General features: G+C 65.8%; 34 protein-coding genes. 31 read left to right on the top strand and 3 right to left on the bottom strand.

Annotated features, from left to right (window positions below; all coding sequences use genetic code 11):
• Nucleotides 1-9: 9 nt before the first annotated feature.
• From rpsJ to ACSFB7_RS25030, 14 genes are all read left to right on the top strand, one after another.
• Nucleotides 10-324, top strand: a complete 315-nt coding sequence (gene rpsJ, locus ACSFB7_RS25095) for a 30S ribosomal protein S10 (RefSeq protein WP_007838118.1) — start codon at nucleotides 10-12, stop codon at nucleotides 322-324.
• Nucleotides 325-599: 275 nt separating this feature from the next.
• Entirely contained in the window at nucleotides 600-2,051 is a 1,452-nt protein-coding gene (locus tag ACSFB7_RS25090; protein WP_435474976.1) for a hypothetical protein, read from the top strand.
• Between the two features lie 15 nt (nucleotides 2,052-2,066).
• The gene (locus ACSFB7_RS25085) at nucleotides 2,067-2,606 is read left to right on the top strand and encodes a hypothetical protein (protein ID WP_435474975.1); all 540 of its coding nucleotides are present in this window, start codon (nucleotides 2,067-2,069) and stop codon (nucleotides 2,604-2,606) included.
• Between the two features lie 235 nt (nucleotides 2,607-2,841).
• A complete protein-coding gene (rplC, locus tag ACSFB7_RS25080) occupies nucleotides 2,842-3,522 on the top strand; it encodes a 50S ribosomal protein L3 (protein WP_435475209.1) in 681 nt (226 codons plus the stop codon).
• A complete protein-coding gene (rplD, locus tag ACSFB7_RS25075; protein WP_013543942.1) occupies nucleotides 3,522-4,142 on the top strand; it encodes a 50S ribosomal protein L4 in 621 nt (206 codons plus the stop codon). The genes rplC and rplD overlap by 1 nt, the downstream gene beginning before the upstream one ends.
• Complete coding sequence (gene rplW / locus ACSFB7_RS25070) at nucleotides 4,139-4,474, top strand: 50S ribosomal protein L23 (RefSeq protein ID WP_007838129.1); 336 nt, start codon at nucleotides 4,139-4,141, stop codon at nucleotides 4,472-4,474. Before rplD ends, rplW begins: the two co-directional genes overlap by 4 nt.
• Nucleotides 4,475-4,476: 2 nt before the next feature.
• On the top strand, nucleotides 4,477-5,301 hold the full coding sequence (gene rplB / locus ACSFB7_RS25065) for a 50S ribosomal protein L2 (protein ID WP_093247294.1): 825 nt from the start codon (nucleotides 4,477-4,479) through the stop codon (nucleotides 5,299-5,301).
• Nucleotides 5,302-5,311: 10 nt separating this feature from the next.
• On the top strand, nucleotides 5,312-5,590 hold the full coding sequence (rpsS, locus tag ACSFB7_RS25060; protein ID WP_007838132.1) for a 30S ribosomal protein S19: 279 nt from the start codon (nucleotides 5,312-5,314) through the stop codon (nucleotides 5,588-5,590).
• 9 nt (nucleotides 5,591-5,599) lie between these two features.
• A complete protein-coding gene (gene rplV / locus ACSFB7_RS25055; protein ID WP_007838134.1) occupies nucleotides 5,600-5,932 on the top strand; it encodes a 50S ribosomal protein L22 in 333 nt (110 codons plus the stop codon).
• A gap of 17 nt (nucleotides 5,933-5,949) precedes the next feature.
• A complete protein-coding gene (gene rpsC / locus ACSFB7_RS25050; RefSeq protein WP_435474973.1) occupies nucleotides 5,950-6,876 on the top strand; it encodes a 30S ribosomal protein S3 in 927 nt (308 codons plus the stop codon).
• Nucleotides 6,877-6,904: 28 nt separating this feature from the next.
• A complete protein-coding gene (rplP, locus tag ACSFB7_RS25045) occupies nucleotides 6,905-7,321 on the top strand; it encodes a 50S ribosomal protein L16 (RefSeq protein ID WP_021012789.1) in 417 nt (138 codons plus the stop codon).
• 55 nt (nucleotides 7,322-7,376) lie between these two features.
• The gene (rpmC, locus tag ACSFB7_RS25040; protein ID WP_093443910.1) at nucleotides 7,377-7,586 is read left to right on the top strand and encodes a 50S ribosomal protein L29; all 210 of its coding nucleotides are present in this window, start codon (nucleotides 7,377-7,379) and stop codon (nucleotides 7,584-7,586) included.
• Between the two features lie 9 nt (nucleotides 7,587-7,595).
• Nucleotides 7,596-7,865, top strand: coding sequence for a 30S ribosomal protein S17 (gene rpsQ, locus ACSFB7_RS25035; protein ID WP_187112598.1), 270 nt, complete (start codon nucleotides 7,596-7,598; stop codon nucleotides 7,863-7,865).
• Between the two features lie 71 nt (nucleotides 7,866-7,936).
• Complete coding sequence (locus ACSFB7_RS25030) at nucleotides 7,937-8,443, top strand: peroxiredoxin (protein ID WP_187112597.1); 507 nt, start codon at nucleotides 7,937-7,939, stop codon at nucleotides 8,441-8,443.
• 19 nt (nucleotides 8,444-8,462) lie between these two features.
• On the opposite strand, the gene ACSFB7_RS25025 is transcribed toward ACSFB7_RS25030, so the two are convergent.
• Together ACSFB7_RS25025 and ACSFB7_RS25020 are read right to left on the bottom strand one after the other, a co-directional pair.
• Nucleotides 8,463-9,050: a GNAT family N-acetyltransferase gene (locus ACSFB7_RS25025; protein ID WP_435474972.1), complete on the bottom strand. Its 588-nt coding sequence runs from the start codon at nucleotides 9,048-9,050 to the stop codon at nucleotides 8,463-8,465.
• Entirely contained in the window at nucleotides 9,047-9,757 is a 711-nt protein-coding gene (locus ACSFB7_RS25020) for a cytochrome b/b6 domain-containing protein (RefSeq protein ID WP_435474970.1), read from the bottom strand. Before ACSFB7_RS25020 ends, ACSFB7_RS25025 begins: the two co-directional genes overlap by 4 nt.
• A 167-nt stretch (nucleotides 9,758-9,924) precedes the next feature.
• On the opposite strand from ACSFB7_RS25020, the gene ACSFB7_RS25015 reads away from it, so the two are divergent.
• Entirely contained in the window at nucleotides 9,925-10,371 is a 447-nt protein-coding gene (locus tag ACSFB7_RS25015) for a c-type cytochrome (protein ID WP_435474968.1), read from the top strand.
• A gap of 67 nt (nucleotides 10,372-10,438) precedes the next feature.
• Here ACSFB7_RS25015 and ACSFB7_RS25010 read toward each other — a convergent pair whose 3' ends face one another.
• Nucleotides 10,439-10,936: a TlpA disulfide reductase family protein gene (locus tag ACSFB7_RS25010; RefSeq protein WP_435474966.1), complete on the bottom strand. Its 498-nt coding sequence runs from the start codon at nucleotides 10,934-10,936 to the stop codon at nucleotides 10,439-10,441.
• 99 nt (nucleotides 10,937-11,035) lie between these two features.
• Between ACSFB7_RS25010 and ACSFB7_RS25005 the strand changes: the two genes are divergently transcribed.
• From ACSFB7_RS25005 to ACSFB7_RS24930, 16 genes are all read left to right on the top strand, one after another.
• The gene (locus ACSFB7_RS25005) at nucleotides 11,036-11,572 is read left to right on the top strand and encodes a hypothetical protein (protein ID WP_435474965.1); all 537 of its coding nucleotides are present in this window, start codon (nucleotides 11,036-11,038) and stop codon (nucleotides 11,570-11,572) included.
• A gap of 234 nt (nucleotides 11,573-11,806) precedes the next feature.
• On the top strand, nucleotides 11,807-12,262 hold the full coding sequence (locus tag ACSFB7_RS25000; protein WP_093247285.1) for a PTS sugar transporter subunit IIA: 456 nt from the start codon (nucleotides 11,807-11,809) through the stop codon (nucleotides 12,260-12,262).
• Nucleotides 12,231-12,500, top strand: coding sequence for an HPr family phosphocarrier protein (locus tag ACSFB7_RS24995; RefSeq protein WP_187112591.1), 270 nt, complete (start codon nucleotides 12,231-12,233; stop codon nucleotides 12,498-12,500). Before ACSFB7_RS25000 ends, ACSFB7_RS24995 begins: the two co-directional genes overlap by 32 nt.
• 10 nt (nucleotides 12,501-12,510) lie before the next feature.
• The gene (gene ptsP, locus ACSFB7_RS24990) at nucleotides 12,511-14,310 is read left to right on the top strand and encodes a phosphoenolpyruvate--protein phosphotransferase (protein ID WP_435474964.1); all 1,800 of its coding nucleotides are present in this window, start codon (nucleotides 12,511-12,513) and stop codon (nucleotides 14,308-14,310) included.
• Nucleotides 14,311-14,374: 64 nt separating this feature from the next.
• On the top strand, nucleotides 14,375-15,100 hold the full coding sequence (locus ACSFB7_RS24985) for a YoaK family protein (protein WP_435474963.1): 726 nt from the start codon (nucleotides 14,375-14,377) through the stop codon (nucleotides 15,098-15,100).
• Nucleotides 15,101-15,203: 103 nt separating this feature from the next.
• The gene (locus ACSFB7_RS24980) at nucleotides 15,204-15,578 is read left to right on the top strand and encodes a DUF4148 domain-containing protein (RefSeq protein ID WP_435474962.1); all 375 of its coding nucleotides are present in this window, start codon (nucleotides 15,204-15,206) and stop codon (nucleotides 15,576-15,578) included.
• Nucleotides 15,579-15,713: 135 nt separating this feature from the next.
• Complete coding sequence (locus tag ACSFB7_RS24975; RefSeq protein ID WP_435474961.1) at nucleotides 15,714-16,181, top strand: Spy/CpxP family protein refolding chaperone; 468 nt, start codon at nucleotides 15,714-15,716, stop codon at nucleotides 16,179-16,181.
• Nucleotides 16,174-16,653, top strand: coding sequence for a DUF4260 domain-containing protein (locus ACSFB7_RS24970; RefSeq protein WP_435474960.1), 480 nt, complete (start codon nucleotides 16,174-16,176; stop codon nucleotides 16,651-16,653). Before ACSFB7_RS24975 ends, ACSFB7_RS24970 begins: the two co-directional genes overlap by 8 nt.
• Entirely contained in the window at nucleotides 16,650-17,030 is a 381-nt protein-coding gene (locus ACSFB7_RS24965) for a hypothetical protein (protein ID WP_435474959.1), read from the top strand. Before ACSFB7_RS24970 ends, ACSFB7_RS24965 begins: the two co-directional genes overlap by 4 nt.
• Before the next feature lie 50 nt (nucleotides 17,031-17,080).
• Complete coding sequence (locus ACSFB7_RS24960) at nucleotides 17,081-17,773, top strand: response regulator transcription factor (RefSeq protein WP_435474958.1); 693 nt, start codon at nucleotides 17,081-17,083, stop codon at nucleotides 17,771-17,773.
• Nucleotides 17,770-19,167 carry a HAMP domain-containing sensor histidine kinase gene (locus tag ACSFB7_RS24955; protein WP_435474956.1) on the top strand — a complete coding sequence of 466 codons (1,398 nt, stop codon included), beginning with the start codon at nucleotides 17,770-17,772 and terminating at the stop codon, nucleotides 19,165-19,167. The genes ACSFB7_RS24960 and ACSFB7_RS24955 overlap by 4 nt, the downstream gene beginning before the upstream one ends.
• 110 nt (nucleotides 19,168-19,277) lie before the next feature.
• Nucleotides 19,278-20,318 carry an NADP-dependent oxidoreductase gene (locus ACSFB7_RS24950; RefSeq protein ID WP_435474954.1) on the top strand — a complete coding sequence of 347 codons (1,041 nt, stop codon included), beginning with the start codon at nucleotides 19,278-19,280 and terminating at the stop codon, nucleotides 20,316-20,318.
• Nucleotides 20,319-20,490: 172 nt separating this feature from the next.
• Nucleotides 20,491-21,063: a fimbrial protein gene (locus ACSFB7_RS24945; protein ID WP_435474952.1), complete on the top strand. Its 573-nt coding sequence runs from the start codon at nucleotides 20,491-20,493 to the stop codon at nucleotides 21,061-21,063.
• A 205-nt stretch (nucleotides 21,064-21,268) separates the two neighbouring features.
• Nucleotides 21,269-22,045 carry a fimbrial biogenesis chaperone gene (locus tag ACSFB7_RS24940; protein WP_435474950.1) on the top strand — a complete coding sequence of 259 codons (777 nt, stop codon included), beginning with the start codon at nucleotides 21,269-21,271 and terminating at the stop codon, nucleotides 22,043-22,045.
• Between the two features lie 19 nt (nucleotides 22,046-22,064).
• On the top strand, nucleotides 22,065-24,734 hold the full coding sequence (locus ACSFB7_RS24935; protein WP_435474948.1) for a fimbria/pilus outer membrane usher protein: 2,670 nt from the start codon (nucleotides 22,065-22,067) through the stop codon (nucleotides 24,732-24,734).
• Nucleotides 24,731-25,750 carry a fimbrial protein gene (locus ACSFB7_RS24930; RefSeq protein ID WP_435474946.1) on the top strand — a complete coding sequence of 340 codons (1,020 nt, stop codon included), beginning with the start codon at nucleotides 24,731-24,733 and terminating at the stop codon, nucleotides 25,748-25,750. Before ACSFB7_RS24935 ends, ACSFB7_RS24930 begins: the two co-directional genes overlap by 4 nt.
• The last annotated feature ends 5 nt before the right edge of the window (nucleotides 25,751-25,755 follow it).

The raw sequence follows: 25,755 nt of genomic DNA, 5'->3' as shown, positions 1-25,755 counted from the left end.
GGAATCACCATGGCAACCAAGCAAAAAATCCGCATCCGCCTGAAGGCGTTCGACTACAAGCTGATCGACCAATCGGCAGCCGAAATCGTTGACACCGCCAAGCGCACCGGCGCGATCGTCAAGGGCCCCGTGCCCCTGCCGACCCGCATGAAGCGTTTCGACATCCTGCGTTCGCCGCACGTCAACAAGACGTCGCGCGACCAGCTCGAAATCCGCACGCACCAGCGCCTGATGGACATCGTCGACCCGACCGACAAGACCGTGGACGCGCTGATGAAGCTCGACCTGCCGGCCGGCGTGGACGTCGAGATCAAGCTGCAGTAATTCAGCTTCGCGTCGCGTTTTGACACAAAGCCCGCCTGCAGAAATGCAGGCGGGCTTTGTGCTTTTCGGGGTGGCTGTGGCATCCTCGCGCACCGGCTTTTATAAGCATGCTGGCCGGGGCTGAAACGAGGGCAGCACACATTATGAGAAACAAGTTTTCCTTTGGATTCGGTGCGGCGGCTTGCCTTGCGGCGACACTGCTTGCCGGCTGCGGGGGCGGAGGAGGCGGCGGTGGTGGTGGGTTTCCCATTCTTCCGCCTGTGGCGGGAGTTACCGTGACCCTGAGTGGCACGGCCACTTACGAATCCGTTCCGAACCCGAACGGAGGTCTTGTCTACACAAGCACTTCGATCAAGCCGGTGCGTGGCGCCACGGTGGAGGCGGTCGATGCCACCTCTTCCGCGCAATTGGCAGTGACGACCACCGACGACAGCGGTGCTTACGCATTGACCGTTCCGGCGAACTCGACTGTCTTTGTGCGCGTGCGGGCTCAACTGACCCGCACCGCCCCCGGGGCGAGCTGGGATGTCAGCGTGCGTGACAACACCCGGGCGAGCGGCCTGTACTCCATGCAGTCGTCGGCGTTCTCATCGGGCGCAGTCGCATCGACGCACGATCTTCGTGCCGCCACCGGCTGGGACGGCTCCAGGTACGCCGGACAGCGCGTGGCGGCGCCTTTCGCCATTCTCGATACGGTCTACACCGCCATGCAGAAGGTCCTGTCGGTTGCGCCGGCTTCTGCGTTTCCGGTGCTGCGCGTGTTCTGGAGTCCCGACAACGCACCGGCGGGCGGCAGCGTGGCGGCGGGCCAGATCGGCACCACTTTCTTCATCAACCGAAGCACCGGGCGCGAGATCTACGTGCTGGGCAAGGAAGATGTCGACACCGATGAATTCGATGCGCCCGTGATTGCGCACGAATGGGGTCACTACTATCAGTCCTCCTTCAGCCGCGACGACTCGACCGGTGGCGATCACACGGGGGACGATCGCGTCGACCGGCGCCTGGCGTTTTCCGAGGGTTGGGGCAATGCCTGGTCAGGCATTGCGCTCAATCGGCGCAACTACGTGGATTCAAAGGGAGCCAGGCAAGCCGGGGGAGGCAGCCTGGACCTCACGACCGGACCCTCGACCAATCCGGGTTGGTATCGGGAAACCTCGATCCAGGCGATTTTCTGGAACCTCAATCAACAAGTCGGCTTCGGGCCGATCCACAACACCATGACGAGCTTGCCCTTCCGCAGCGGGGCTGCCGTCACGTCGATCCACCCGTTTGCCTCGGCATTCGGCGTCGTGGCGCCGGAGAGCAGGTCTGCGCTGGCTGGCTTGTTGACGGCTCAGAAGATCAGTGCCGTGGCCAACGATCCTTATGGTGACCAGGAAGGGAATGCCGGCGGGCTGCCGGCAGTCCCGGACGTGCTGCCGATGTATGGAGCGGCAATGACCGTGCCAGTGGTGACGACGGCCTGCGTTTCGAATGTGGCCGGTAGTGACAACAAGCTGGGAAGCTTTGCGTACCTTCGTTTCACGGCGCCGGCGAATCGTGATTACCAGTTTGTCGTCGGGGGCGGTCCAGCCGGTGCGGTCCCTCAATTCGACATCTATCGTGGCGGATTGATCCCGCGATCGAGCGGCAAGGTCGGCCTTGGGGTCGGTGACTACGTTCTGGCGGTTTCCGACTCCGCCAACTCAGGAACCAAGACGTGCTTCAACGTCACCATTCAATAGGGAAGGGTGCCATCCATGACCATTCGCTCAAATTCGATGCTTGCTGTGGCGTGCCTGTCCGTGGGGGCGTTCTGTGTGCCGGCCTTGGCCGACGGCGTGCCAGCCCCGCGCAATGCCAACAAGCCTTCCGTCGCAGCACATCGCGCGGCGCCCATGATGGTTGCGGCCCGCAAGCCCAATGACTCTGGCGTCACATTGCGCTACCAACTCGAAGGCACGCCGCAGGCGGGCAAGGCGGTGGCCGTCGTGCTGCAGTTCGACGGCGTGAGCAACCCGGACGGCGCGACGGTTCGTATTACCACCGACACCGGCCTCACGCTCTCAGGTGCCAGCACGCTGGCGTTGCCGGCGGGCAAGCGCACCGGTGCGACCGTCTCCGTGGTGAGCCAGGGCGAAGGCCTCGCTTACCTGAATGTATTCATTCAGCAGGGTGACGCGACAAGCGCCATTTCCATTCCCATTCAGACCGGCGCCGTGAAGCCCGCCTTGAAGTCGAGCGGGGACCTCAAGTCGACGCCGGATGGGGAAAACATCATCTCGATGCCTGCCAAATAGGCAAAAAACGGGCAAAAGCAGGGTCGAAAGCCCCTGGAATCCGGCCTGAACGCGCCCCTTGCACCCTGCCCGCATAGCGGGCTATAATCTTTGGCTCTGCCCTTGTTGCGTCCGCATGGGTGTTGTTCGGGCAGAGATTTATCAACCTTCTTACGTAGCGCGGGAAACCGTGCAAACGCTGTCGCCAATTGAAGTGGCAGTGGCGAAAGAGGATTTCCATTTTTGGAGAAAACATATGAGTCTGAGCAACTCCCTCGGGTTGCTGGGCCGCAAGGTGGGGATGATGCGTCTCTTCACCGATGACGGGGACGCAGTTCCTGTCACGGTGGTGGATGTGTCCAACAACCGTGTGACCCAGATCAAGTCCCAAGAGACCGATGGCTACGTCGCCCTGCAGGTGACGTTCGGTTCGCGCAAAGCATCGCGCGTGACCAAGCCCGAAGCCGGCCACCTCGCCAAGGCGGGTGTCGAAGCTGGTGAAATCATCCAGGAATTCCGCGTCACCGCAGAAACCGCAGGTCAGCACAAGGCTGGCGGCGTGATCGCGGCCGGCAGCGTGTTCTCCGTGGGCCAGAAGGTGGACGTGCAAGGCACTTCCATCGGCAAGGGCTACGCCGGCACGATCAAGCGCCACAACATGAGCTCGCAACGCGCCTCGCACGGTAACAGCCGTTCGCACAACGTTCCCGGCTCGATCGGCATGGCACAAGACCCCGGTCGCGTGTTCCCCGGCAAGCGCATGACGGGTCACCTCGGCGATGTGACCAAGACCACGCAAAACCTCGATGTGTTCCGCATCGACGAAGCGCGTCAACTGCTGCTCATCAAGGGCGCGATCCCGGGTTCGAAGGGTGGCTTTGTCACCGTGCGTCCCGCCATCAAGGCCAAGCCGCAAGCGGCTGAAGGAGCGAAGTAATGCAACTCGAACTCCTGAACGAACAAGGCCAGGCCGCGTCGAAGTACGACGCCCCCGAGACCGTGTTCGGCCGTGACTACAACGAAGACCTGGTTCACCAGATCGTCGTTGCATTCCAGGCCAACGCCCGCCAAGGCACGCGCGCCCAGAAGGACCGCGAACAGGTCAAGCACTCGACCAAGAAGCCTTTCAAGCAAAAGGGAACGGGCCGCGCCCGTGCCGGTATGACGTCCTCGCCGCTGTGGCGTGGGGGTGGCCGGATTTTCCCGAACATGCCTGACGAAAACTTCTCGCAGAAGATCAACAAGAAGATGTACCGCGCCGGCATGGCCGCCATCTTCTCGCAGCTCGCTCGCGAAGGCCGTCTGGCCGTGGTGGATTCGCTGACCGTGGATTCGCCCAAGACGAAGCCGCTGGCAGCCCGTTTCAAGGCAATGAATCTCGAGTCCGTGCTCGTGATCGCCGAAGAAGTCGACGAAAACCTGTACCTTGCCTCGCGCAATCTGGTCAACATCCTCGTGGTCGAACCTCGTTACGCCGATCCGGTGTCGCTGGTTCACTACAAGAAGGTGCTGGTCACCAAGGGTGCCGTCGACAAGCTCAAGGAGATGTTCGCATGAGCCGCGTGAACCCTACCGCCGCTGAACGTACGTTCGAAGAAGGCCGCCTGATGGCGGTGCTGGTCGCCCCGATCGTGTCCGAAAAGGCAACGATGGTCGGCGAGAAGTCGAACGCTGTCACTTTCAAGGTGCTGCAAGACGCCACCAAGCCCGAGATCAAGGCCGCTGTTGAACTGATGTTCAAGGTCGAAGTCCAGGGCGTGTCGGTGCTCAACACCAAGGGCAAGACCAAGCGCTTTGGCAAGTCCATCGGCCGCCGCGACAACGTTCGCAAGGCCTATGTGACCCTGAAGCCGGGTCAAGAGCTCAACCTCGTCGGGGAAGGCGCTTAATCATGGCCGTCATCAAGATGAAACCCACTTCGCCGGGCCAACGCGGCGCGGTGAAGATTTCGCGTGATCACCTGCACAAGGGTGCTCCTCACGCAGCCCTGCTGGAACCCCAGTTCCAGAAGGCCGGCCGTAACAACAACGGTCACATCACGATCCGTCATCGGGGCGGTGGTTCCAAGCACCACTACCGCGTTGTCGACTTCGTGCGCAACAAGGACGGCATCCCGGCCAAGGTCGAACGCATCGAATACGACCCGAACCGTACCGCCCACATCGCTCTGGTCTGCTACGCCGACGGCGAGCGCCGCTACATCATCGCCCCGCGCGGTCTTGAAGCTGGTGCAACGCTGCTGTCGGGCGCCGAAGCCCCGATCCGCGCCGGCAACACCCTGCCGATCCGCAACATTCCGGTCGGCTCGACGATCCACTGCATCGAACTGCAACCCGGCAAGGGCGCGCAGATCGCGCGTTCCGCCGGTACGTCGGCAACGCTGCTGGCTCGCGAAGGCGTCTACGCCCAGGTCCGCATGCGTTCGGGTGAGGTGCGTCGCATCCACATCGAATGCCGCGCAACCATCGGCGAAGTGGCCAACGAAGAACACAGCCTGCGCCAACTCGGCAAGGCAGGCGCCAAGCGCTGGAAGGGCATTCGCCCGACCGTTCGCGGCGTCGTGATGAACCCGGTCGACCACCCGCACGGTGGCGGCGAAGGCAAGACTGGCGAAGGCCGCCATCCTGTCGACCCATGGGGCAATCTGACCAAGGGCTATCGCACCCGTAACAACAAGCGCACGCAGGTCTTCATCGTGTCGCGTCGCAAGAAGTAAGGGATAGCCAATGACTCGCTCTCTCAAAAAGGGTCCTTTCGTCGACCACCACCTGGTGGCCAAGGCCGACAAGGCCGTGACGACCAAGGACAAGAAGCCGATCAAGACCTGGTCGCGCCGCTCGATGGTTCTGCCCGAGTTCATCGGTCTGACCATCGCTGTGCACAACGGCAAGCAACACGTGCCTGTGTACATCACCGACCAGATGGTCGGCCACAAGCTCGGCGAATTTGCGCTCACGCGCACGTTCAAGGGGCACCCCGCGGACAAAAAAGTCCAGAAGAAGTAAGGAACGACCATGTCTGAAACACGTGCAGTCCTCCGCGGTGTCCGCCTGTCGGTCGACAAGGGCCGTCTGGTCGCTGACCTGATCCGCGGCAAGAAGGTTGATCAAGCGCTCAACGTTCTGCAATTCACGCAGAAAAAGGCCGCTGTGATCATCAAGAAGGTGCTCGAGTCGGCAATTGCCAACGCCGAGCACAACGACGGTGCCGACATCGACGAGCTGAAGGTCAAGACCATCTACGTCGAGCAAGGTGCAACGCTCAAGCGCTTCACCGCGCGGGCCAAGGGTCGCGGCAATCGCATCAGCAAGCCCACGTGCCATGTGTACGTGACGGTTGGCAACTAAGAAGGCCTGGAAGAAATATGGGACAGAAAATCCACCCAACCGGGTTCCGCCTTGCGGTTACCCGTAACTGGTCCAGCCGCTGGTACGCAAGCGACCGCGATTTCGCGGGCATGCTGGCCGAAGACATCAAGGTTCGCGAATACCTGAAGAAGAAGCTGAAGAACGCTTCGGTGTCGCGCGTCATGATCGAACGTCCCGCCAAGAACGCACGCATCACGATCTACTCGGCACGTCCGGGCGTCGTGATCGGCAAGAAGGGCGAAGACATCGAGAACCTCAAGCGCGAACTGGGCCGTCAGCTCGGCGTGCCGGTTGCAGTCAACATCGAAGAAGTGCGCAAGCCCGAAATCGATGCGCAACTGATCGCCGACAGCATCACGCAACAGCTCGAAAAGCGGATCATGTTCCGCCGTGCCATGAAGCGCGCCATGCAAAACGCCATGCGTCTGGGTGCCCTGGGCATCAAGATCATGTCGTCGGGCCGCCTGAACGGCATCGAAATCGCTCGTTGCGAGTGGTATCGCGAAGGTCGCGTGCCGCTTCACACCCTGCGCGCCGACATCGACTACGGCACCTCGGAAGCCAAGACCACGTACGGCGTCATCGGCGTCAAGGTCTGGGTCTACAAGGGCGACACGCTGGGTCGTAACGACCTGCCGGCCGTCGAAACGCCGCGTCCGGACGACGAGCGTCGTCCGCGTGGTCCCCGCCGCGATGGCCGCCCTGGTGGCGACCGTCCGGGTGGCGATCGCCGTGGTCCTGGCCCCCGTGCCGGTGGCCGTGGCCCGATCGGTGGCAACACCGCGCCGGCTGATGGCAGCGACAAGCCCGCAGAAGCTACCGGTGGAGCTCCTGCTGCACCGGGTGCAGACTCGAAACCCGCCGTTAAGCGCGTCCGCAAAGCCGCGCCAGCTGCAGCAGCTGACGGTGCCAAGAGCGAGTGATCGCTCTTAGAACTACGGAGTATTAAAAATGCTGCAACCTGCACGCAGAAAGTTCCGCAAGGAACAAAAGGGCCGCAACACCGGCATCGCAACCCGGGGTAACTCGGTTGCCTTCGGTGACTTCGGTCTCAAATGCACCGACCGCGGTCGCCTCACGGCACGCCAGATCGAAGCCGCTCGCCGCGCAATTTCACGTCACGTGAAGCGCGGTGGCCGTATCTGGATCCGCGTGTTCCCGGACAAGCCAATCTCGACCAAGCCCGCCGAAGTTCGGATGGGTAACGGTAAGGGCAACCCCGAGTACTACGTCGCTGAAATCCAGCCTGGCAAGATCGTGTTCGAGATCGTCGGCGTGCCCGAAGAACTCGCCCGCGAAGCGTTCCGCCTGGCCGCCGCCAAGCTTCCGCTGCGCACGACGTTCGTCGCTCGCCAGCTCGGCGCCTGAGAGGAGAACACCCATGGCAACACGTAAGAAAAAAGAGACCGCGGCTCCGGCCAAGGTGACCAAGGCTGCAACCCTGCGCACGAAAGATGTCGCAGCACTGCAAGCCGAAGTCAAAGACCTGCAAAAGGCCCACTTCGGCCTGCGCATGCAGAAAGCCACGCAACAGCTGTCGAACACCTCGACGCTGCGCGTGACGCGCCGCGACATCGCGCGCGCCAAGACCATTCTTGCGCAGAAGCAGCAAGAAACCCAAGCCGCCAAATAAGGAGTGAACATGACGGAAGCTAAAAAATCCCTCAAGCGCACCTTGATCGGCAAGGTGGTCAGCGACAAGCGTGCCAAGACCGTGACCGTGCTGGTCGAGCGCCGTGTGAAGCACGAGCTCTACGGCAAGATCGTGGCCAAGACGAGCAAGTACCACGCACATGACGAAAACGGTGTGTACAAGCTGGGCGACACCATCGAGATCACGGAAAGCCGTCCGATCTCGAAGACCAAGAACTGGGTTGTGACCCGCTTGGTCGAGAAGGCCGCACTGGTCTGATCTTCGAGTCACACGACTCAACCGGAAACGGCCCACAATGTGGGCCGTTTTTCTTTTTCTGGAGCAATTGAATGATCAAAGTCGGCGACACCCTTCCTTCGGCCACCCTGCAGGAATATTCCGAGGTCGAGGGCGAAGGCTGCAGCATCGGCCCGAACGCCGTGGATGTGAGCAAGGCTTCGGCCGGCAAGACCATTGCGCTGTTCGCGCTGCCGGGCGCCTTCACGCCCACCTGCTCGGCCAAGCACGTGCCGGGTTATGTGCAGCACTTCGATGACTTCAAGGCCGCCGGCGTTGACGAAATCTGGTGCGTGAGCGTGAACGACGCTTTCGTGATGGGCGCCTGGGCGCGTGACCAGAAGACGGGCACGAAGGTCCGCATGCTGGCCGACGGCAGTGCCGATTTCGCCAAGGCCACCGGCCTCACGCTCGACCTGAACGGTCGCGGCATGGGCCTGCGCAGCAATCGCTATTCGATGCTCGTGAAGGACGGCAAGGTCGCGACGCTCAACGTCGAGGCACCGGGCAAGTTCGAAGTCAGCGACGCCGACACGCTGCTGGCGCAAGCCCGCGGCTGAGCAGCGGCAGCAGCAGCAATCAAAGATCCACTTTGAGGTAGTGGGCCCCGGCGACGGGGTTGTGATAGTAGGGCGGCACCTCCGCGAAGCCCAGGTCTTCGTAGAGTGCCCGCGCCGATTCCATGTCGTCGAGCGTGTCGAGCAACACACAGGCATAACCCGCGCCGCGCGCGGCATCGAGCGTGGCCTCGGCCAGTTGGCGGCCCAGGCCCAGTCCGCGAAAACCGGGGCGCACGTACAGGCGCTTCATCTCCGCCGCATTGGCGTAGTCCACGTTGTCCAGGGGGCGCAATGCGCAGCAGCCCGCAATGTGCGCCAGCGTGCCGTTGGCGCGCTGCAGCGTCGGGCACTGTCGCCCGGCGTCTTCCTTGACGTTGGCCGGATCGACCAGCGCCAGCAGCAGATTCCCGCGTGGCTCGGCGTATTCACCGGGCAGCTCGGCGAGTTCACCATCGAAGTCCTGGAACTCGAGGTCGATGTTCAGCGAGGCCGCGTAGTCGCGGAAGATTGCGCGGGCGGCATCGATCTCGTGCGCCGATTCGGGCACGAGCAGCACGACGGCCGGCATGTCCGACAGCGGCAGGGGGCGTGAAACAGATGAGCTCATACGCGCAACGACGCCACCCAGAACGCCACGCCGGCGCACAGCGCGAACAGCACCAGCGCGAGCCAGCGCGATGCCGCATCGTCACGGCTTGCCACGACATCCCCGTTGGCGGCAACGATTCGCTTGTCGCCCGTCACCATCGGCCGCACCAGGCGATGCCGCTTGACCAGCACATAGAACAGCACGGCCAGCACATGCAGGCTGACGAGCGCAATCACGATCCACTTGCCCTGCGCCTTGTGCCAGCCAGTGGCAAGGCTCACCACCGCGCCGGACACGAAGCGCGTGAGCGGCCCGGAGGCCGAGATCTCGTCGTCGGCCATCAACCCGGTGGCGACCTGCAGCGCGAGGATGGCCAGCACCGCGAACACCGAGAGCGCCCCGAGCGGCGTGTGGCCGATCAGGTGGTCCGGATGTGCCCGTCCGCGCAGGTAGGCGATGACCGAGCCGGGCCCGTAGAAGAACGAGGCAAAGCGCGACCAGCGCCCGCCCACGAAACCCCAGAGCAGGCGGAACAGCAGCAGGGCGAGCACCGTGTACCCCAGGCGGAAGTGCCATTCCATGATGCCGTTCAGGCCCGTGCCGATCAGGCCGATCACGGCGACGGCCAGTGCCCAGTGGAACAGGCGGGTCGGCAGGTCCCAGACACGGGTGTGGGCGCCATCGCTGGCGCGTGCGTGGCGGGCCGCCACGGAGGAATCGGTCATCGAAAGGGGCGCGGGGCGCGATGCTGCGGAAGGCGCAGATTAGCAAAGTCCGGGCCCCGTGCTGCTTCGGGTTGTTGCTATGCGCCCGCCATGGCCTGCCCCTACACTCGGCCGCAGCGTCGCATTCGACGGCGTTTGCCCCCACCCACGTAGAGGAAGGATCCACGATGAATCGATTTGCTTCGCTCGCCCTTGCAGCCGCTTGTGCTGCGGTGGCGCTGCCCGCGGCGGCCCAGTTCGCCAAGCCCGAAGACGCCATCAAGTACCGCCAGAGCGCGTTGTTCGTGATGAGCCAGCATTTCGGCCGCCTCGGCGCCATGGCCAACGGCCGCGCGCCTTACGACGCCACGGCCGCTGCCGCCAATGCCGAAGTGGTGGCCGACATGGCGAAGCTGCCCTGGGCAGGCTTCGGTGCCGGCACCGAGGGCGGCAAGGCCAAGCCCGAAGTCTGGAAGGAAGACGCGAAGTTCAAGGAACGCCAGCAGAAGCTGATCGAGGAAACCGGCAAGCTGGTGACGGCGGCCAAGGCCGGCAACCTCGATGCGCTGAAGGCCCAGTTCGGCCCGACCGCCGCGAGCTGCAAGGCTTGCCACGACAGCTTTCGCAACCAGTAAGCCCGTCGTAGTAGCTTCAAAAACAAAAGGCGCTCCTCGGAGCGCCTTTTATTTGTGGTCGAAGCGATCAGGCCTCGGCGAGCAGTTTCTCGATCAGCTTGTGCAGCTCGGCAAAGTCGGGCTCGCCCACATAGCGCTTCACGATCTCGCCGCGCTTGTTGACCAGGTAAGTGGTCGGCGTGAGCTTCACGTCGCCCCAGGCCTGCGCCACGCTGCCGGTGTTGTCGATCGCCACCTTGAACGGCAGCTTGCGTGTTTCGGCGAAGTTGACGACGTAGCTCGGCGGGTCGTAGCTCATGGCCACGGCCAGCGTGTCGTAGCCCTGCGACTTGTACTTGTCGTAGGTCGCGATGACCTTGGGCATTTCGCCAACGCAGGTCACGCAGCTGGTGGCCCAGAAGTTGACCAGCGTGACCTTGCCCTTCAGGTCTGCGGTGGTTTTCTGGGTGCCGTCGAGCAGCACGAAGGTCGAGACCGGTGCTGCGGAGGTGCCGGTGCCGAGGTACACCCCCACGCCGACGGCCAATGCAAGAGCGACGGCGGCGGCAGCGATGTATTTTTTCATGGCAGCGGAGAGAGAAGGGCGGCGCGATTTTAGTTCCGCCCGCTGGATCGTGCTGGCGAGCGCTCCGGCGGCCCCGGGCGGCTCGATAATCGCTCCCCCATGCCGTCGCCCGCTCCATTTTCCTGGCTTGCGCTGACCGCGGCAGCCCTGCTCGCCGCCTGCAGCCCCACCTTCAACTGGCGCGAAGTGCCGATCGCCGAATCGGGCCTGGTCGCGCTGCTGCCCTGCAAGCCCGACCGCGCCAACCGTGCCCTGCCGCTGGGCGCCGAATCCGTGCAGGTCGACATGACCGGCTGCGAGACCGGCGGTGCCACCTTCGCCATTGCCCACGCCGCCGCCAACAGCCCCGTGCAGGCCGAGGCCTGGCTCAATGCCTGGCGCACCGCCACGCGCAGCCAGCTGGCCGAGGCGCAGGTGGCCGAAGCGCCCGCAACCCTGCCACGCGCGACCGCCGCACCCGCGCCGCTGCGGCTGGACGCGCAGCCATCGACGCAAGGCGCGGCGCCCGTCCAGGTGCTCTGGTTCGCCCAGTCGCAGAAAGACGGGACGGTGGCGCTCTACCAGGCCACCGTGCTGGGCAAGCCGTCCTCGCCCGAGGCGGCCAAGACCTTCTTCGAGAGCCTGCGCCTCCCATGAGCGGCGGCATGCTCGCCGGGCGGTGGCAGATCGCATGAGCTGGTGCCTGCCCGTCGCGATGGCTATGGTTTCCATCATTTCGATAGTGAATCCCACGGCTGGGAGACGCACCGGGCTCGACACGCTGCCCGCGTTCCGTGCAGCACTGTCCGTTTTTCCGGGCTGCTGCGTTGTGTCCTGTATCTACTTCCTTTGGGCGCCCCCGCATAATCGACGCGTCGTCCTTCGCTCCGCATGAACAGCATTCTCATCATCGCCCACTCACCGTTCGCGCAGGCGCTGCGGCAGTGCGCGCTGCATGTGTTTCCCGACTGCGAGCAGGCCGTCATTGCGCTCGACGTGCTGCCCAACGTGTCGCCCGAAGAAACGCTGGCCGCCGCGCGCATCACGCTCGCGCAGCAACTGCATGCGCCGCGCTCGCAGGTGCTGGTGCTGGCCGACGTGTTCGGTGCCACGCCCTGCAACGTGGCGCAGAAGCTGGTGGACGGCGTGCGTTCGCGGCTGGTGGCGGGTGTCAACCTGCCGATGCTGCTGCGCGCCGTCACCTACCGGCACGAACCACTCGACACGCTTGTGCAGCGCGCCATCGCGGGCGGCACCGCGGGCGTGATGCAGGTGGCCGTGGCGGCTCCCCAGAACCAGGCAAAAAGAAAGCACAGTGATCAAGAAATCCGTGACCATCAGCAATAAGCTGGGCCTGCACGCACGCGCATCCGCCAAGCTGACCAAGCTCGCAGGCAGCTTTCCCTGCGAGGTGTGGCTCTCGCGCGGCGACCGCCGCATCAACGCCAAGAGCATCATGGGCGTCATGATGCTGGCCGCCGGGCTCGGCTCCACCGTCGAGCTGGAGACCAACGGCGCCCAGGAAGAAGAAGCGATGAACGCCATCGTCCAGCTCATGGACGACAAGTTCGGCGAAGGCGAATAAGGGCCACCCCATGACATTCGCAGTCCACGGCCTTCCTGTTGCCCGTGGCATTGCCATCGGGCGTGCGGTGCTGGTGGTGTCCAGCCGCATCGATGTGGCCCACTACTTCATCAAGCCCGAAGAGATCGACACCGAAATCGACCGCGTGCGCACCGCGCGCAACGCCGTCGCCGACGAGCTCATCAAGCTGCAGAGCAGCGTCGCGCAGATGGGCCCGAACGACGCGCCGCACGAGCTGGCCGCCTTGCTCGAAGTGCACCAGATGCTGCTGCAGGACGAAGCCCTGAGCGGCGGCGTCAAGCACTGGATCAGCGAGCGGCTCTACAACGCCGAATGGGCGCTGACCACGCAGCTCGAAATCATCGCGCGCCAGTTCGACGAGATGGAAGACGCGTACCTGCGCGAGCGCAAGGCCGACCTCGAACAGGTGGTCGAGCGCATCCTGCACCGCATGAAGGGCACCGCCGCCGTGCTGGCGCCGAGCCCGCCGCGCCGCAAGCGCGCCGCCCACACTGATGACGACGACGACCCCACCGCGGGCGACGGCATCGACGTGCCGCTGGTGCTGATCGCGCATGACCTGTCGCCGGCCGACATGCTGCAGTTCAAGAAGAGCGTGTTCGCCGGCTTCGTGACCGACGTGGGCGGACGCACCTCGCACACCGCCATCGTCGCGCGCAGCATGGACATCCCGGCCATCGTCGGCGCGCGCACCGCGAGCCAGCTCGTGCGCCAGGACGACTGGGTCATCATCGACGGCGACGCCGGCGTGATGATCATCGACCCCTCGCCGATCATCCTGGCCGAGTACGGCTTCAAGCAGCGCCAGGGCGACCTCGAACGCGGCCGCCTTGCGCGCCTGCGCCATAAGCCGGCGGTCACGCTCGACGGCCAGCGCGTCGAGCTGCTCGCCAACATCGAGATGCCCGAGGACACCGTGGGTGCCGTCAAGGCCGGCGCGGTGGGCGTGGGCCTGTTCCGCAGTGAATTCCTCTTCATGGGCCGCGAGTCGTCGGCGCGCCAGACCCGCCTGCCCGACGAGGAAGAGCAGTACCAGGCCTACAAGCGCGCGGTCGAGGGCATGCAGGGCATGCCCGTCACCATCCGCACCATCGACGTGGGCGCCGACAAGCCGCTGGACAGCAAGTCGGCCAACAAGCAGGAGCACCTGAACCCCGCGCTCGGCCTGCGCGCCATCCGCTGGAGCCTGGCCGACCCGGCCATGTTCCTCACGCAGTTGCGCGCCATCCTGCGCGCGGCGGCGCACGGCGAAATCCATCTGCTGATTCCGATGCTCGCGCACGCCAGCGAGATCCGCCAGACGATCTCGCTGATCGACTTCGCGCGTGCCGAGCTGGACAATCGCGGCGCGGTGTACGGCCACGTGAAGCTCGGCGCCATGATCGAGATACCGGCCGCCGCGCTCACGCTGCGCATCTTCCTCAAGCACTTCGACTTTCTCTCCATCGGCACCAACGACCTGATCCAGTACACGCTGGCGATCGACCGGGCCGACGAGTCGGTGGCGCACCTGTACGACCCCGCGCACCCGGCCGTGCTGAAGCTGGTGGCCGACACCATCGCTGAGTGCCGTCGGCAGGGCAAGGGCGTGGCCGTGTGCGGCGAAATGGCGGGCGACGTGGCCTTCACGCGCCTGCTGCTGGGCCTGGGGTTGCGCAGCTTCTCGATGCACCCTTCGCGCATCCTCGCGGTCAAGCAGGAAGTGCTGCGGGCCGATACCAGCAAGCTCGAAGCCTGGGCCAAGGGCGTGCTCGAACTGGACGATCCCGGCGCCGCGCTCGCGGGCTGAGTCTTCGGCGCGCTGCTGGCAACGTCGCCGTGCTGGCCGACACACCGCAAAGGACACCGCGCGAATGACCAACGCCACGCCCACACCCTCGGCCGCCGCCCCGGCAACCACCGCCGACAGCCCGCCCGAGAGCGCATGGCGCGGCATGCTGCTGGCCTTCACCGGCGGCTTTGTCGACACCCTCGGTTTCGTCGCGCTGTTCGGGTTGTTCACCGCGCACGTCACTGGCAACTTCGTGCTGATCGGCGCGGCCATGGCCGGCAGCGGGCATTCGGGCGTGGTCGGCAAGCTGCTGGCATTGCCGGCCTTCGTGTTGGGCGTGGCGGCCACGCGGCTGTTCCAGTTGCGGCGCGAGCGGCGCGGGCTCGACACCGCCGTGCCATTGATGGGCACGCAGCTGGTGTGCCTGCTGGCCTTCATGGGCGCCGGCGTGTGGGCCGGCCCTTTCGTCAGCGGCAACGGCGTGTCGGCCATCGCGGTCGGATTGATGGGCGTGCTGACCATGTCGATCCAGAACACCGCCGCGCGCAGCGTGTTCTCGCGCGTGACGCCCAGCACCGTGATGACCGGCAACGTCACGCAGCTCGTGATGGACCTGGTCGACATCGCGACGCGCGCGCCCGGCATGGCCGGCGCATCGGCCCGCGTACACAAGGCGTGGCCGCCGGTGGCGGCCTTCGCGGTGGGCTCGCTCGGCGGCGGGCTGGGTTATGCGCATGCGGGTTTCTGGGCGCTGCTCGTGCCCTGCCTGGCCCTGGCCGCGCTGCTGCAACTGCTGCGAAAGCAATAGCGCTGCAATAAAACGAAACACGCCGAAACTGCGGCGAAAGGACTTGCGGCGCCCCCGCAAGCACGATCAGGTCCTCTTCTTCCACACCAGAAAGGCCTGCATCATGAAATCTCTTTCCTTCACGCACATCGTTGCCGTCGGCTCGTTCGCCATGCTCGCCGCTGCCGGCGCCAAGGCCGAAAGCTACGAGGGCGTGCAAGCGCCCGTGTCGGCCAAGAGCCGCGTCGAAGTCAACGCCGAAGCCGTGCGCACCGCATCGGCGCCCAACCAGAACGTCGTGCGCGGCTCGCGCGGCGCCGAAACCGTGGCCGTGTCGACCGACCGCGCCAGCGTGGTTGCCGAAGCCGTGCGCACCGCGGCCGCACCAGACCAGAACGTGTCCTCGGGCTCGCGCGTGAACAGCAAGGTCGTCTCGACGATGCAGAACCCCGTCGACGCACGCAACGCAGCAGCCAACGCCAAGAGCAGCCGCCTGTAAGCGGCACGGGCTTGTTGCCACGTCACAAGCCGTCGCAATCAAACGAAACACGCCGATACGCCGGCGAGAGGACTTGGCCCGGTGCCCCGAGCACCATCGAGCTTCCTCCTCACAAGACAACACCAAGGACTTGATATGAAGCACTGGATCAAACGCACTCTCTTCGGTTTCGCCGGCGCGGCGATGGTTGCCGGCAGCATCGCCGGCTGTGCCGGCCAACGCCATGGCTGGGGCGGCGGCGACAGCGCCGACTTCCGCGCCAAGATGGTCGAGCGCGTGGGCAGCAAGCTCGAACTCGATGCCGCGCAAAAGCAGAAGCTCACCGTGCTGGCCGAGAAGCTGCAGGCGCAGCGCGAAGCCCTGCGCGGTGCCGGCGGCTCGGGCGATCCGCGCTCGCAGTTCAAGGCGCTGTTCGCGGGCAACAAGCTCGACCAGGCCGGCGCCTCGCGCCTCATCGACGAGAAGACCGCCGCCGTGCGCACCGGAAGCCCCGAGGTCATTGCCGCCGCCGCCGACTTCTTCGACAACCTGAACGCCGCGCAGCAGCAGAAGGTGCGCGACTTCATGGACCGCGGCGGCCGACGCTGGAGCCGTCATGGCTGAGGCCATGTCGGCCTTCGGGCTTGCGGTACGGCGCGTCGCCGCAGCGCCGGCGCCCTGGGTGTCGCACGCCGCGGCTTCCAACGAGGCGGCCGGCATGGCCGGTGGCCGCGTTCGCACGCTGTTGCGCCTCGAAGGCGTCACCGTGCTGGGCGTGGCGCTGGCCGCCTACGCGCAGTTCGGCGCGGGCTGGGGCGCGTTCGCGCTCATGCTGTTCGCGCCCGACCTGTCGATGCTGGGCTACCTCGCGGGGCCGCGCGTGGGCGCTGCGCTCTACAACGCGGCGCATTCGTACATCGGTGCGGTTGCGCTGCTGGCGCTCGGCGTGCTCGCGGCCATGCCGTGGGCCGTGGCCGGCGGCCTGATCTGGTGCGCCCACATCGGCCTCGACCGTGCCCTGGGCTACGGGCTCAAGTACGCCGATGGCTTCGGCCTCACGCACCTGGGCCGCATCGGCCGGGCCGATCCGTGGTGAGCGGCGCCGCACCCGTACTGCGTCCGCAGGTCGCGCGCGCCTGGATGCTGACCGAGGCGCTCACGCTCGGTATTGCGTCGATGGTGCACGCGGGCCGGATCGTGCCGGGCTTTGCGCACGCACATGCCCGCACGGCCGAGACGGTGATCGCGGTCGTGCTGGTGTTCGCCTCGGTCGAGACCTGGCTGCGCCCATCGGACGCGCGCCGGGCCGCGATCGTCGGCCAGGGCTTTGCGCTGCTGGGCACGCTCGTTGGCCTGGCCACCATCGCCGTGGGCATCGGTCCGCGCACGCTGCCCGATGTGATCTATCACGCACTGTTGCTCACGATGCTGGTGACGGGCCTGACCTTGGCGGTGCGATGCCGGCCGGTTTGATGGTCAGCGAAGTCATCCGCCACTTTTTGGCCAGAAGGCACAATCCCGCCATGCCGCGCATCCTGCTGATCGACGACGACGAACACCTCGCCGCGCCGCTGACCACCTACTTCGCACGCTTCGGCTGCACGCTCGAGAGTGCGGTGCGCCCCAGCGAAGGCCTCGCCATGCTGCGCGCCGGCCAGTACGACGCAGCCATCCTCGATGTGATGCTGCCCGAGATGGACGGCTTCGAGCTGTGCCGCGAGATCCGCAAGGAAAGCGACATTCCCATCGTGATGCTCACCGCGCGCGGCGAAGTGATGGACCGCGTGGTCGGCCTCGAACTGGGCGCCGACGACTACGTGCCCAAGCCCTTCGAGCCGCGCGAACTGGTGGCGCGCGTGCAGACCATCCTGCGTCGCCAGCGCAGCGCGCCGCCGGCGGCCAACGGCACGCAGCACCGCGTGTTCGACGGCCTGTCGATCGACCTCGACCGGCGCCAGGTGCTGCGCCAGGGCGAGCGCGTCGAGCTCACCGGCACCGAGTTCGAGCTGCTCGCGCTGCTGGCCGCCGAGCCCGGCAAGGTGTTCAGCCGCGACGACATCCTCAACCGCCTGCGTGGCCACGAGGCCGAGCTGTACACGCGCGCGGTCGACATCGTGGTGAGCCGCCTGCGCAAGAAACTGGAGCCGCTGGACTGCATCAAGACGCTGCGCAATGCCGGCTACGCGCTGGCCGTGGCACGCAGCGAATCCGCATGAACTTTCGCCGCAAGGATCACCGCCAGGCATGGCGCGAGATGGCATGCCGCCGCGAAGAGATGCGCAAGCAATGGCACGCGCAGTGGCACGAGAAGGTGCAGGGCAAGCGCCGCTGGCGCCGCTCGCTGCGCATGCGGCTGGTGATGATGTTCGTGATGCTGGCTCTGGTGATGGCGGCGGTGTTCGTGGGCGGCATGAAGAAGTCCTTCTCCACCGGTTGGGCCGAGGCCGCGCAGCCGATGCTGGTGGACTACACCGACCGACTCGTCGCCGAGCTGGGCACGCCGCCCGACGTGGTGCGTGCGCAGGCGCTGGTGAACCGGTTGCCGATCACCATTCGCATCGTCGGCCCCACGGTCAACTGGGACTCGAACCCGGGCGGCCCCAACAGCCCCGGCGGCTGGATGCATGACCGCGACGAGGCGCAGAGCAACGACAAATGGTTCGTGCGCCCCACGGCCGACGGCCACCGCGTCATCTTCGGCTGGGCGCCCAAGCTCTGGCAATTCGCGCCGCGCACCGCCGGCTGGGCCACGCTCTGCGTGCTGTTGCTGCTGGTGGTGCTGGCCTATGCCTTCGTGAGCCGCCTGCTGCGGCCGCTGATCGACATTCGCGAAGGCGCGCAGCGCTTCGGCCGTGGCGAGTTCACGCAGCCGATTCCGATCCGCCGCAACGACGACCTGGGCGACCTGGCCCAGCGCATCAACACCATGGCCGACGACATCCAGGCCATGCTCGACGCCAAGCGCGGCCTGCTGCTGGCGCTGAGCCACGAGCTGCGCTCGCCGCTCACGCGCGCCCGGCTCAACGCCGAGCTGCTGCCCGCCACGCCTGAAGGCGAGGCCGAGCGCGAGGCGCTGCTGCGCGACCTGAACGAGATGCGCGACCTGATCAGCGACCTGCTCGAAAGCGAGCGCCTCGCCAGCCCGCACGTGGCGCTGCAGCGCGAGCCGGTCGACCTGGCGGTGCTGATCCGCGAGGCCGTGGCCGAGATGCCGGATGCGCAGGACGTGCACCTGGACCTGGCCGAAGGCCTGCCGCCGCACGCCGTCGACCGCATGCGCGTTCGGCTGCTGGTGCGCAACCTGCTGGACAACGCCCTGCGCTACAGCGCCGGCGCGCCCCGGCCGCCGTGCGTGTTGCTGCGCGCCGTGGTCGATGGCAAGAAGCAGGGCGTCGAGATCGAGGTGCGCGACCACGGCCCCGGTGTCGAGGAGGCGCAGCTCGAACGCCTGACCGAGCCCTTCTATCGCACCGATGGCGCCCGCGCGCGCACCACCGGTGGCGTCGGCCTGGGCATGTACCTGTGCCGGCTGATCGCCGAGGCGCATGGCGGCGAGCTGACGGTGCGCAACGCGCATCCGGGGTTGCAGATCACCATCCGGCTGCCTTAGTCCTTGGGGTTCGCAGGAGGGCGGGCGCGCGCTGTCGCCTGCGCTACCAGCCGGCCCGGAGTGCGCGGCTACGATGCGCCTGCGTGCCAGCCGTCAACCAAGGAGACATCATGAGCAGCCCCCTCACCAACCACCAGGTCCGCCTCGCCAAACGCCCCGAAGGCACGGCCACCCGCGAAAACTGGAAGTTCACCACCGAGCCCGTCGGCGAGCCGGACGAGGGCGGCGTGCTGGTCCAGACGCTGTCGCTGTCGCTCGACCCCGCCATGCGCGGCTGGCTCAACGACGCCAAGAGCTACATCCCGCCCGTGGGCATCGACGAGGTGATGCGCGCCGGTGGCATCGGCCGCGTCATCGCATCGAAGAACCCGCAGTTCGCGGTCGGCGACACGGTCTACGGCACGCTCGGCGTGCAGGAATACATCCTCATCCCGCAGGACCAGATCAAGCGCAACGGGCTGGTGAAGGTCGACCTGAACGTCGGCACCATCGGCCAGTGGCTCAACGTGCTCGGCATGCCGGGCATGACCGGCTACTTCGGCCTGATGGATGTGGGCCAGCCCAAGCCGGGCGAAATGGTGGTGGTGTCGGGCGCGGCCGGCGCGGTCGGCCAGACGGTGGGCCAGCTTGCCAAGATCAAGGGCTGCCGCGTGGTCGGCATCGCGGGCGGCGCGGCCAAGTGCGAATGGGTGGTGAAAGAGCTGGGCTTCGACGCCTGCATCGACTACAAGGCCGGCGAAGGCGCGGTGCGCGCGGGCCTGAAGGAACATTGCCCCAAGGGCGTGGACATCTACTTCGACAACGTCGGCGGCGAGATCCTTGACCACGTGCTGGCCAAGCTGGCGCGCAAGGCCCGCATCATCATCTGCGGCGCCATCAGCCAGTACAACAACGCCAACAGCATGCCGGCCGCCGGTCCGCGCAACTACCTGAGCCTGCTGGTGAACCGCGCGCGCATGGAAGGCATCGTGGTGTTCGACTACGCCGACCGCTACCCCGTGGCCATCGCCGAGCTGGCCGGGTACCTGAAAGATGGGCGCATGAAGAGCAAGGAAGACGTCGTGCAAGGCCTCGACACCTTCCCCGAGTCGCTCAACAAGCTGTTTGCCGGGCAGAACTTCGGAAAACTGGTGTTGCAGATCGCAGACTAAAGGTTTCTGGTTGTTAGAGGGCGTGTGTATTTCACAAACAATGTGATTGCAATGTTAACCATGGTGAACTGACGCCAACTGCACTTCTTCTCCCGTCTTTGGATAACTAGACTGCGGCCTGCCTTGCATAAGCGGGTAGCAATTTGGTTATATCAATCATCAGGGAATGTAAATGCAGAAAGCAGTTTTCTTCAAGCTGGCCGCAGTGGTCGCGGCCGGTGTCCTGTCGCAGGGCGCCTTCGCCGCTGACGGCACCATCAACTTCACCGGTGAAATCGTTGATGCGCCTTGCTCGATCTCGCCCAACAGCCAGAACATGACCGTGCCGCTCGGCAAGGTCTCGCGCAACGTCTTCGGCACCCTCAGCACCGCCACGCCGCCCGTGTTCACCGGGACCGTCGGCAAGAAGGCCACGCCTGCCAAGTTCACCATCGACCTGCTGGGCTGCGGCGCCACCGCCAAGGGCGCGACCGTGACCTTCTCGGGCACGGCCGATGCCGACGACGCCACGGTCCTGCGCGTGGCCAATGCCGGCCAGGTCGGTGTGGGCGCGGCTTCGGGCGTGGGCATCGAACTCGGCGACTCCGCCGGCACCAAGATTGCGCTGGGTTCGGAGTCGAGCCAGTACGTTCTGGGTCTGGGCGACAACTCGCTGAAGTTCCAGGCGACGTACGTGTCGACCAAGACCGCCGTCACGGTCGGTCCGGCCAACGCGGTCGCGCAGTTCACGGTCGCCTACAAGTAAGCGGCGCCGCAGGCCTGCACGGTCCGCCGAAGCGCTCGCCGCTTCGGGGCGGACCATGAGGTCATTCCCGGCGCTGGCCCGGACCTCGGGTCCCGGTCGGCGCCGGCTCTTCTTTTCTCGCCTCTTTTTTCGACGATGCCTCGACAGGCATCGCCGTGCCGGTCTGCGCTTCATGCGTCGTGCCGGCCCCAAGGACTTCCTTTCCATGTGCAGCAACCATCGCTTCCGCTGGGCCTTCGCCATCCTGCTGATGCTGGGCCTCCAGTGGCCGGCCGGCGCGGGCGTGATGCTCGGCGGCACCCGCGTGATCCTCGGCGAGAAGGACCGCGAGGCTTCCATTCCGGTGAAGAACACCGGCGCTTCGCCCTACGTGGTCCAGACCTGGATCGATGCGGGCGAAGGCAAGAACAAGACCCCGCTGCTCGTCACGCCGCCGCTGTCGCGGCTCGACCCCGGCATGGAGAACATCCTGCGCATCATGCGCGTGGGTGGCGAGCTGCCGGCCGACCGCGAGTCGGTGTTCTGGCTCAACGTCAAGGAGATTCCCGAGAAGTCGAACGAAGAGAACGTGCTGCAGATCGCGGTGCGCAGCCGCATCAAGCTGTTCTACCGGCCTTCGAAACTCGTGGGCAAGTCCGACGAATCGCGCGCGCAGCTCAAGTGGGCGGTGAGCGCCGGTGCCGACGGGCAGGGTGCCGTGCTCAAGGTCGCCAATCCCACGGCCTACCACGTGACCTTCACGGCCCTGAACATCAATGGCGGCCAGCAACTGATCAATGCCGACATGGTGCCGCCGCTCGGCGAGACGACCTATCCGTTGAGCGCGGTGAAGACGCCGCAGGCGATCCAGGTCAACTTCACGACCCTCAACGACTACGGCGGCGAGACGCCCGAAGAGCGCGTGCAGGTGCCGGCGGGTGCCGAGCCCGTGACCGTGAAGCCCGAGCTGGTCCCGGCGCCCGCGGATGCGGCAAAGCGCTGAGGCGCAAGCGGCGGACTCCATGCACAGCAGTCGTTCACCTGTCCTGCGCGCGCCTTTCCGGTTGACGGTGGGCGCGGCGCTGCTGTGTGCACTCGGCGCGCCCGGCCATGCGCAGCCGCAGCAGAAGCAGCAGGTGGCCGGCTCCAGCTTCAACGAGGAATTCCTCAATATCGGCGGCGACCAGCCGCTGGCGGATCTTTCGCTTTTTGCCTTCGGCAACCGCGTGCTCGCGGGCCAGTACACGGTGGACGTCTCGCTCAACGAACGCGGCGCGGGGCAGGCGCAGATCCGCTTCATCGAGAAGGACGGCAAGAACGATGCACAGCCATGCCTCACGCGCGGCATGCTCGACGACTGGGGCGTCAATGTGGCGGTGTTTCCCGCGCTGGCGAGTGCCACGGACGATGCCTGCATCGATCTGGGCGCGACCATTCCCGAGGCCAGCTACAGCTACGACGCCGGCAAGCAGCGCCTGTTCGTCAGCATCCCGCAGGCAGCGCTCAAGCGCTCGGCGCGCGGGGCCGTGGGGCCCGAGAAATGGGACCGGGGCATCACCGCCGGCATGCTCGACTACCAGCTCAACTTCGCGCGCTACAGCGGCGACAAGTACCGCAACGACGTGAATCCCTTCGCGCCGCCGCAGAACGTGTTCGACGGCAACCCTTTCGCCGATCGCAGCAAGACCCCGCAGCGCAACACCCTGTTCGCCGGCCTGCGCGCGGGCTTCAACTACGGCGATTGGCGCTTTCGCCATTTCTCGACCTACAACCGCGGCATCGACGGAGAGAACCGCTGGCAGGCCGTCAACAGCTATGCGCAGCGCGACATCGCCGCGATCAATGGCCAATTGCTGATCGGCGACGGCAGCACGCCAGGCAACTTCTTCGACAGCGTGCCCTTCCGCGGCGTGCAGCTGTCGTCCGACGATGCGATGCTGCCCGACAGCCAGCAGGGCTACGCGCCCACGATCCGCGGCATCGCGCGGACCAATGCGCGCGTCACGGTGCGCCAGAACGGCTACGTGATCTACAGCACCTTCGTGGCGCCGGGCGCGTTCGTGCTTGACGACCTCTATCCCACTGCGTCGAGCGGCGACATCGAGGTCACCATCACCGAGGCCGACGGCCGCGAGACCAAGTACACGCAGGCCTTCTCGGCCGTGCCCACGCTGCTGCGCGAGGGCACCTGGCGCTATTCGGCCACCGCGGGCAAGTACCGCAACAACTACCTCGACGTCGCCACGACCGGCGAACCGCGCCGGCAGTCCCAGCCCGCTTTCCTGCAGGCGACCCTGGCGCGCGGCCTGGGCGGAGAGATATCGGCCTATGGCGGCCTGCTGCTGTCGGGCATCTACCAGTCGATGCTGATCGGCGTGGGCAAGAACATGAAGGACTTCGGCGCGGTGTCGATCGACCTGTCGAGCGCGCGCACCACCGACCGCACACCGCTGCAGGGCGCGAAGACCTACGACGGCCAGTCGGTGCGCTTTCTCTACTCGAAGGCCTTCATGGACTCGGGCACCAACTTCCGCGTGGCCGGCTACCGCTATTCGACCAGCGGCTACCGCACCTTCGCGGAAGCGGTGCAGATGCAGGACCTGCGGCCCTTCGAATCCTTCAACAGCCGCCGCAACGAAGTGCGCTTCGAGCTGTCGCAGCAGATCAAGGACTGGGGCAGCGTGTTCGCGTCGGCGCGCCAGCAAAGCTATTGGGGCACGAGCGCCAAGGACCGGCTGGTGCAGGTGGGCTACTCGGGCAACTACAAGCAATTCGGCTACAGCATCAACTACAACTACACCACCAGCCTGAACCGGCCGCCGGTGCGCCAGCTCATGTTTACGCTGAGCATTCCGCTGGGCGACACGCGCGCGAGCGCGCAATACGCGCTCAATCGCGACAGCACCGGCCGCATGAGCCAGCAGGCCAGCGTCTACGGTTCGGCCCTCGAGGACAGCCGCCTGACCTACAACGTGACGGCCAGCGACACCAACCAGGGCGGCGGCAGCAGCGGCAGCGCGAGCGCCAGCTACCTGGGGTCGGTGGGCCGCCTGGATCTCGGTCATTCGCAGGGCCGCGGCTACGGCCAGAGCACCGTGGGCATGGCCGGCGGGCTGCTGTTCCATGGCGGCGGCATCACGATGTCGCAGCCGCTCGGCGAGACCCTGACGCTGGTGCAGGCGCCGAAGGCCCAGGGCGTGGGCATCGAGTCGCGGCCCGGCGTGGCAACCGACGCGGCGGGCAACGCGGTCATCCCCAGCATGACGCCCTACCGGCTGAACCGCGTCGCGATCCGCACCGGCGATCTCGGCGACACCGTGGAAGTGAAGAACGCGGCCCTGGACGTGGTGCCCACGCGCGGCGCCGTGGTGGTCGCGAAGTTCGAGACCTCGATCGGTTTCCGCCTGCTGATGGTGCTGACCGACGTGAAGGGCCGGGTGCTGCCGCTCGGCTCGAAGATCGAGAACGAGGCGGGCCAGGAGGTCGGCATCGTCGGCCCCGAGGGACAGGCTTTCGTCACGGGCGCGGCCAGCAGCGGCCGCCTGACCGTGCGATGGGGCCGGGGCGCGGTCGACCAGTGCGTCGTGCCCTACAGCCTGCCCGACGAAAAGAACCCGCCGCCGATCCGCGAGTTGTCCGGGCAGTGCGCCTTGGATGCGGTGGTCGGCTTGAAATCCAAAGGATCCGAATGAAGCAGAGCAACGCGGCCATGGGCAGGAAGCTCGCGCGCCTCACATTGTCGGCGGCCGGGCTGCTGTCGGGCGCGCAGGGGGCCTGGGCGGCGGATACAGGTTGCAAGATGAATACGCCGGATTACCAGCCACTGACCATCGACATGGTCATGGGAACGATCCTTGTGCCCAACGATGCGGTGGTGGGTCAAAAGCTCGGCGAGAGGGATTTTCCGATCAACCCCAGCGCAAGCAAGACGCCATGGAAATGCGCTACGTCGGACACGGTAAATGGCGTCATGCTGCAAGGGCAGGACATGAATTTCCCCGGGCTGGAGAAGATGTATTCCACCAATGTGCAGGGGATCGGCATCCGGCTCCTGCGCGTCATCAGTTCCACGACAAAGCACTACTACCCGCACACTCTGACGGGAAGCTTCGGCCCGTTCGATCCGAGCGCGAAATTCAGGGTCGAGGTGTACAAGACGGCGGGCACCACCGGCAGCGGACCGCTGGCGCAAGGGACCTACACGAGGTACTTCAGCAATGGCGATCCGGGGAATTCCGTGCTGACCACGTTCCTGAGCGCCAATGCGATCACCATCATCACGCCCTCCTGCACCGTGGACGTCGGCTCGCGCAACATCTCCGTGCAGTTCGGCAAGGTTCCGCAAAGCGCCTTCAAGGGCAAGGGCAGCACGGCGGCCGAGCGCAACTTCAATATCAAGCTCAACTGCAAGGCGGGCGTGGGCATGGCGAATCAGGTGTATCTGCGCATGGATGCGACCAAGGATCCGGGCGGTGACGATGGTGTCCTGCGCCTCACTCAGGACGGTCAGGGTGTCGCCACGGGTGTGGGCATCCAGGTGATCGACGACAAGAAGGTGCCGGTCAAGTATGGCGAGGCCGCGTTCGTGGGGCCATCGAAGGACGGTGACTACCTGCTGCCGTTCACCGCGCGCTACTACCAGACCGGCAATGCCGTGACGCCGGGGCGCGCCAACGGCACTGCGAACTTCACGATCGACTACAAGTAGCAGTC

Origin of the sequence: Variovorax raffinosi, assembly GCF_051216615.1 — a bacterium.
Classification (GTDB): domain Bacteria; phylum Pseudomonadota; class Gammaproteobacteria; order Burkholderiales; family Burkholderiaceae_C; genus Variovorax.
This window is presented reverse-complemented; position numbering and strand designations above follow the sequence as displayed.

Coding starts and splice junctions, on each gene's coding strand:
- ACSFB7_RS25030 (WP_187112597.1), top strand. CDS start 7,937: ATGATCAAAGTCGGCGACACCCTTCCTTCGGCCACCCTGCAGGAATAT.
- ACSFB7_RS24980 (WP_435474962.1), top strand. CDS start 15,204: ATGAAATCTCTTTCCTTCACGCACATCGTTGCCGTCGGCTCGTTCGCC.
- ACSFB7_RS25010 (WP_435474966.1), bottom strand. CDS start 10,936: ATGAAAAAATACATCGCTGCCGCCGCCGTCGCTCTTGCATTGGCCGTC.
- rpsQ (WP_187112598.1), top strand. CDS start 7,596: ATGACGGAAGCTAAAAAATCCCTCAAGCGCACCTTGATCGGCAAGGTG.
- ACSFB7_RS25020 (WP_435474970.1), bottom strand. CDS start 9,757: ATGACCGATTCCTCCGTGGCGGCCCGCCACGCACGCGCCAGCGATGGC.
- ACSFB7_RS24940 (WP_435474950.1), top strand. CDS start 21,269: ATGTGCAGCAACCATCGCTTCCGCTGGGCCTTCGCCATCCTGCTGATG.
- ptsP (WP_435474964.1), top strand. CDS start 12,511: ATGACATTCGCAGTCCACGGCCTTCCTGTTGCCCGTGGCATTGCCATC.
- ACSFB7_RS25025 (WP_435474972.1), bottom strand. CDS start 9,050: ATGAGCTCATCTGTTTCACGCCCCCTGCCGCTGTCGGACATGCCGGCC.
- ACSFB7_RS24945 (WP_435474952.1), top strand. CDS start 20,491: ATGCAGAAAGCAGTTTTCTTCAAGCTGGCCGCAGTGGTCGCGGCCGGT.
- rplV (WP_007838134.1), top strand. CDS start 5,600: ATGTCTGAAACACGTGCAGTCCTCCGCGGTGTCCGCCTGTCGGTCGAC.
- ACSFB7_RS24985 (WP_435474963.1), top strand. CDS start 14,375: ATGACCAACGCCACGCCCACACCCTCGGCCGCCGCCCCGGCAACCACC.
- ACSFB7_RS25005 (WP_435474965.1), top strand. CDS start 11,036: ATGCCGTCGCCCGCTCCATTTTCCTGGCTTGCGCTGACCGCGGCAGCC.
- ACSFB7_RS24955 (WP_435474956.1), top strand. CDS start 17,770: ATGAACTTTCGCCGCAAGGATCACCGCCAGGCATGGCGCGAGATGGCA.
- rplW (WP_007838129.1), top strand. CDS start 4,139: ATGAGCCGCGTGAACCCTACCGCCGCTGAACGTACGTTCGAAGAAGGC.
- rplP (WP_021012789.1), top strand. CDS start 6,905: ATGCTGCAACCTGCACGCAGAAAGTTCCGCAAGGAACAAAAGGGCCGC.
- rpsJ (WP_007838118.1), top strand. CDS start 10: ATGGCAACCAAGCAAAAAATCCGCATCCGCCTGAAGGCGTTCGACTAC.
- ACSFB7_RS24970 (WP_435474960.1), top strand. CDS start 16,174: ATGGCTGAGGCCATGTCGGCCTTCGGGCTTGCGGTACGGCGCGTCGCC.
- rpsC (WP_435474973.1), top strand. CDS start 5,950: ATGGGACAGAAAATCCACCCAACCGGGTTCCGCCTTGCGGTTACCCGT.
- rplD (WP_013543942.1), top strand. CDS start 3,522: ATGCAACTCGAACTCCTGAACGAACAAGGCCAGGCCGCGTCGAAGTAC.
- ACSFB7_RS24975 (WP_435474961.1), top strand. CDS start 15,714: ATGAAGCACTGGATCAAACGCACTCTCTTCGGTTTCGCCGGCGCGGCG.
- ACSFB7_RS25085 (WP_435474975.1), top strand. CDS start 2,067: ATGACCATTCGCTCAAATTCGATGCTTGCTGTGGCGTGCCTGTCCGTG.
- ACSFB7_RS24935 (WP_435474948.1), top strand. CDS start 22,065: ATGCACAGCAGTCGTTCACCTGTCCTGCGCGCGCCTTTCCGGTTGACG.
- ACSFB7_RS24960 (WP_435474958.1), top strand. CDS start 17,081: ATGCCGCGCATCCTGCTGATCGACGACGACGAACACCTCGCCGCGCCG.
- rpsS (WP_007838132.1), top strand. CDS start 5,312: ATGACTCGCTCTCTCAAAAAGGGTCCTTTCGTCGACCACCACCTGGTG.
- ACSFB7_RS24950 (WP_435474954.1), top strand. CDS start 19,278: ATGAGCAGCCCCCTCACCAACCACCAGGTCCGCCTCGCCAAACGCCCC.
- rplC (WP_435475209.1), top strand. CDS start 2,842: ATGAGTCTGAGCAACTCCCTCGGGTTGCTGGGCCGCAAGGTGGGGATG.
- ACSFB7_RS25000 (WP_093247285.1), top strand. CDS start 11,807: ATGAACAGCATTCTCATCATCGCCCACTCACCGTTCGCGCAGGCGCTG.
- ACSFB7_RS24930 (WP_435474946.1), top strand. CDS start 24,731: ATGAAGCAGAGCAACGCGGCCATGGGCAGGAAGCTCGCGCGCCTCACA.
- ACSFB7_RS25015 (WP_435474968.1), top strand. CDS start 9,925: ATGAATCGATTTGCTTCGCTCGCCCTTGCAGCCGCTTGTGCTGCGGTG.
- rplB (WP_093247294.1), top strand. CDS start 4,477: ATGGCCGTCATCAAGATGAAACCCACTTCGCCGGGCCAACGCGGCGCG.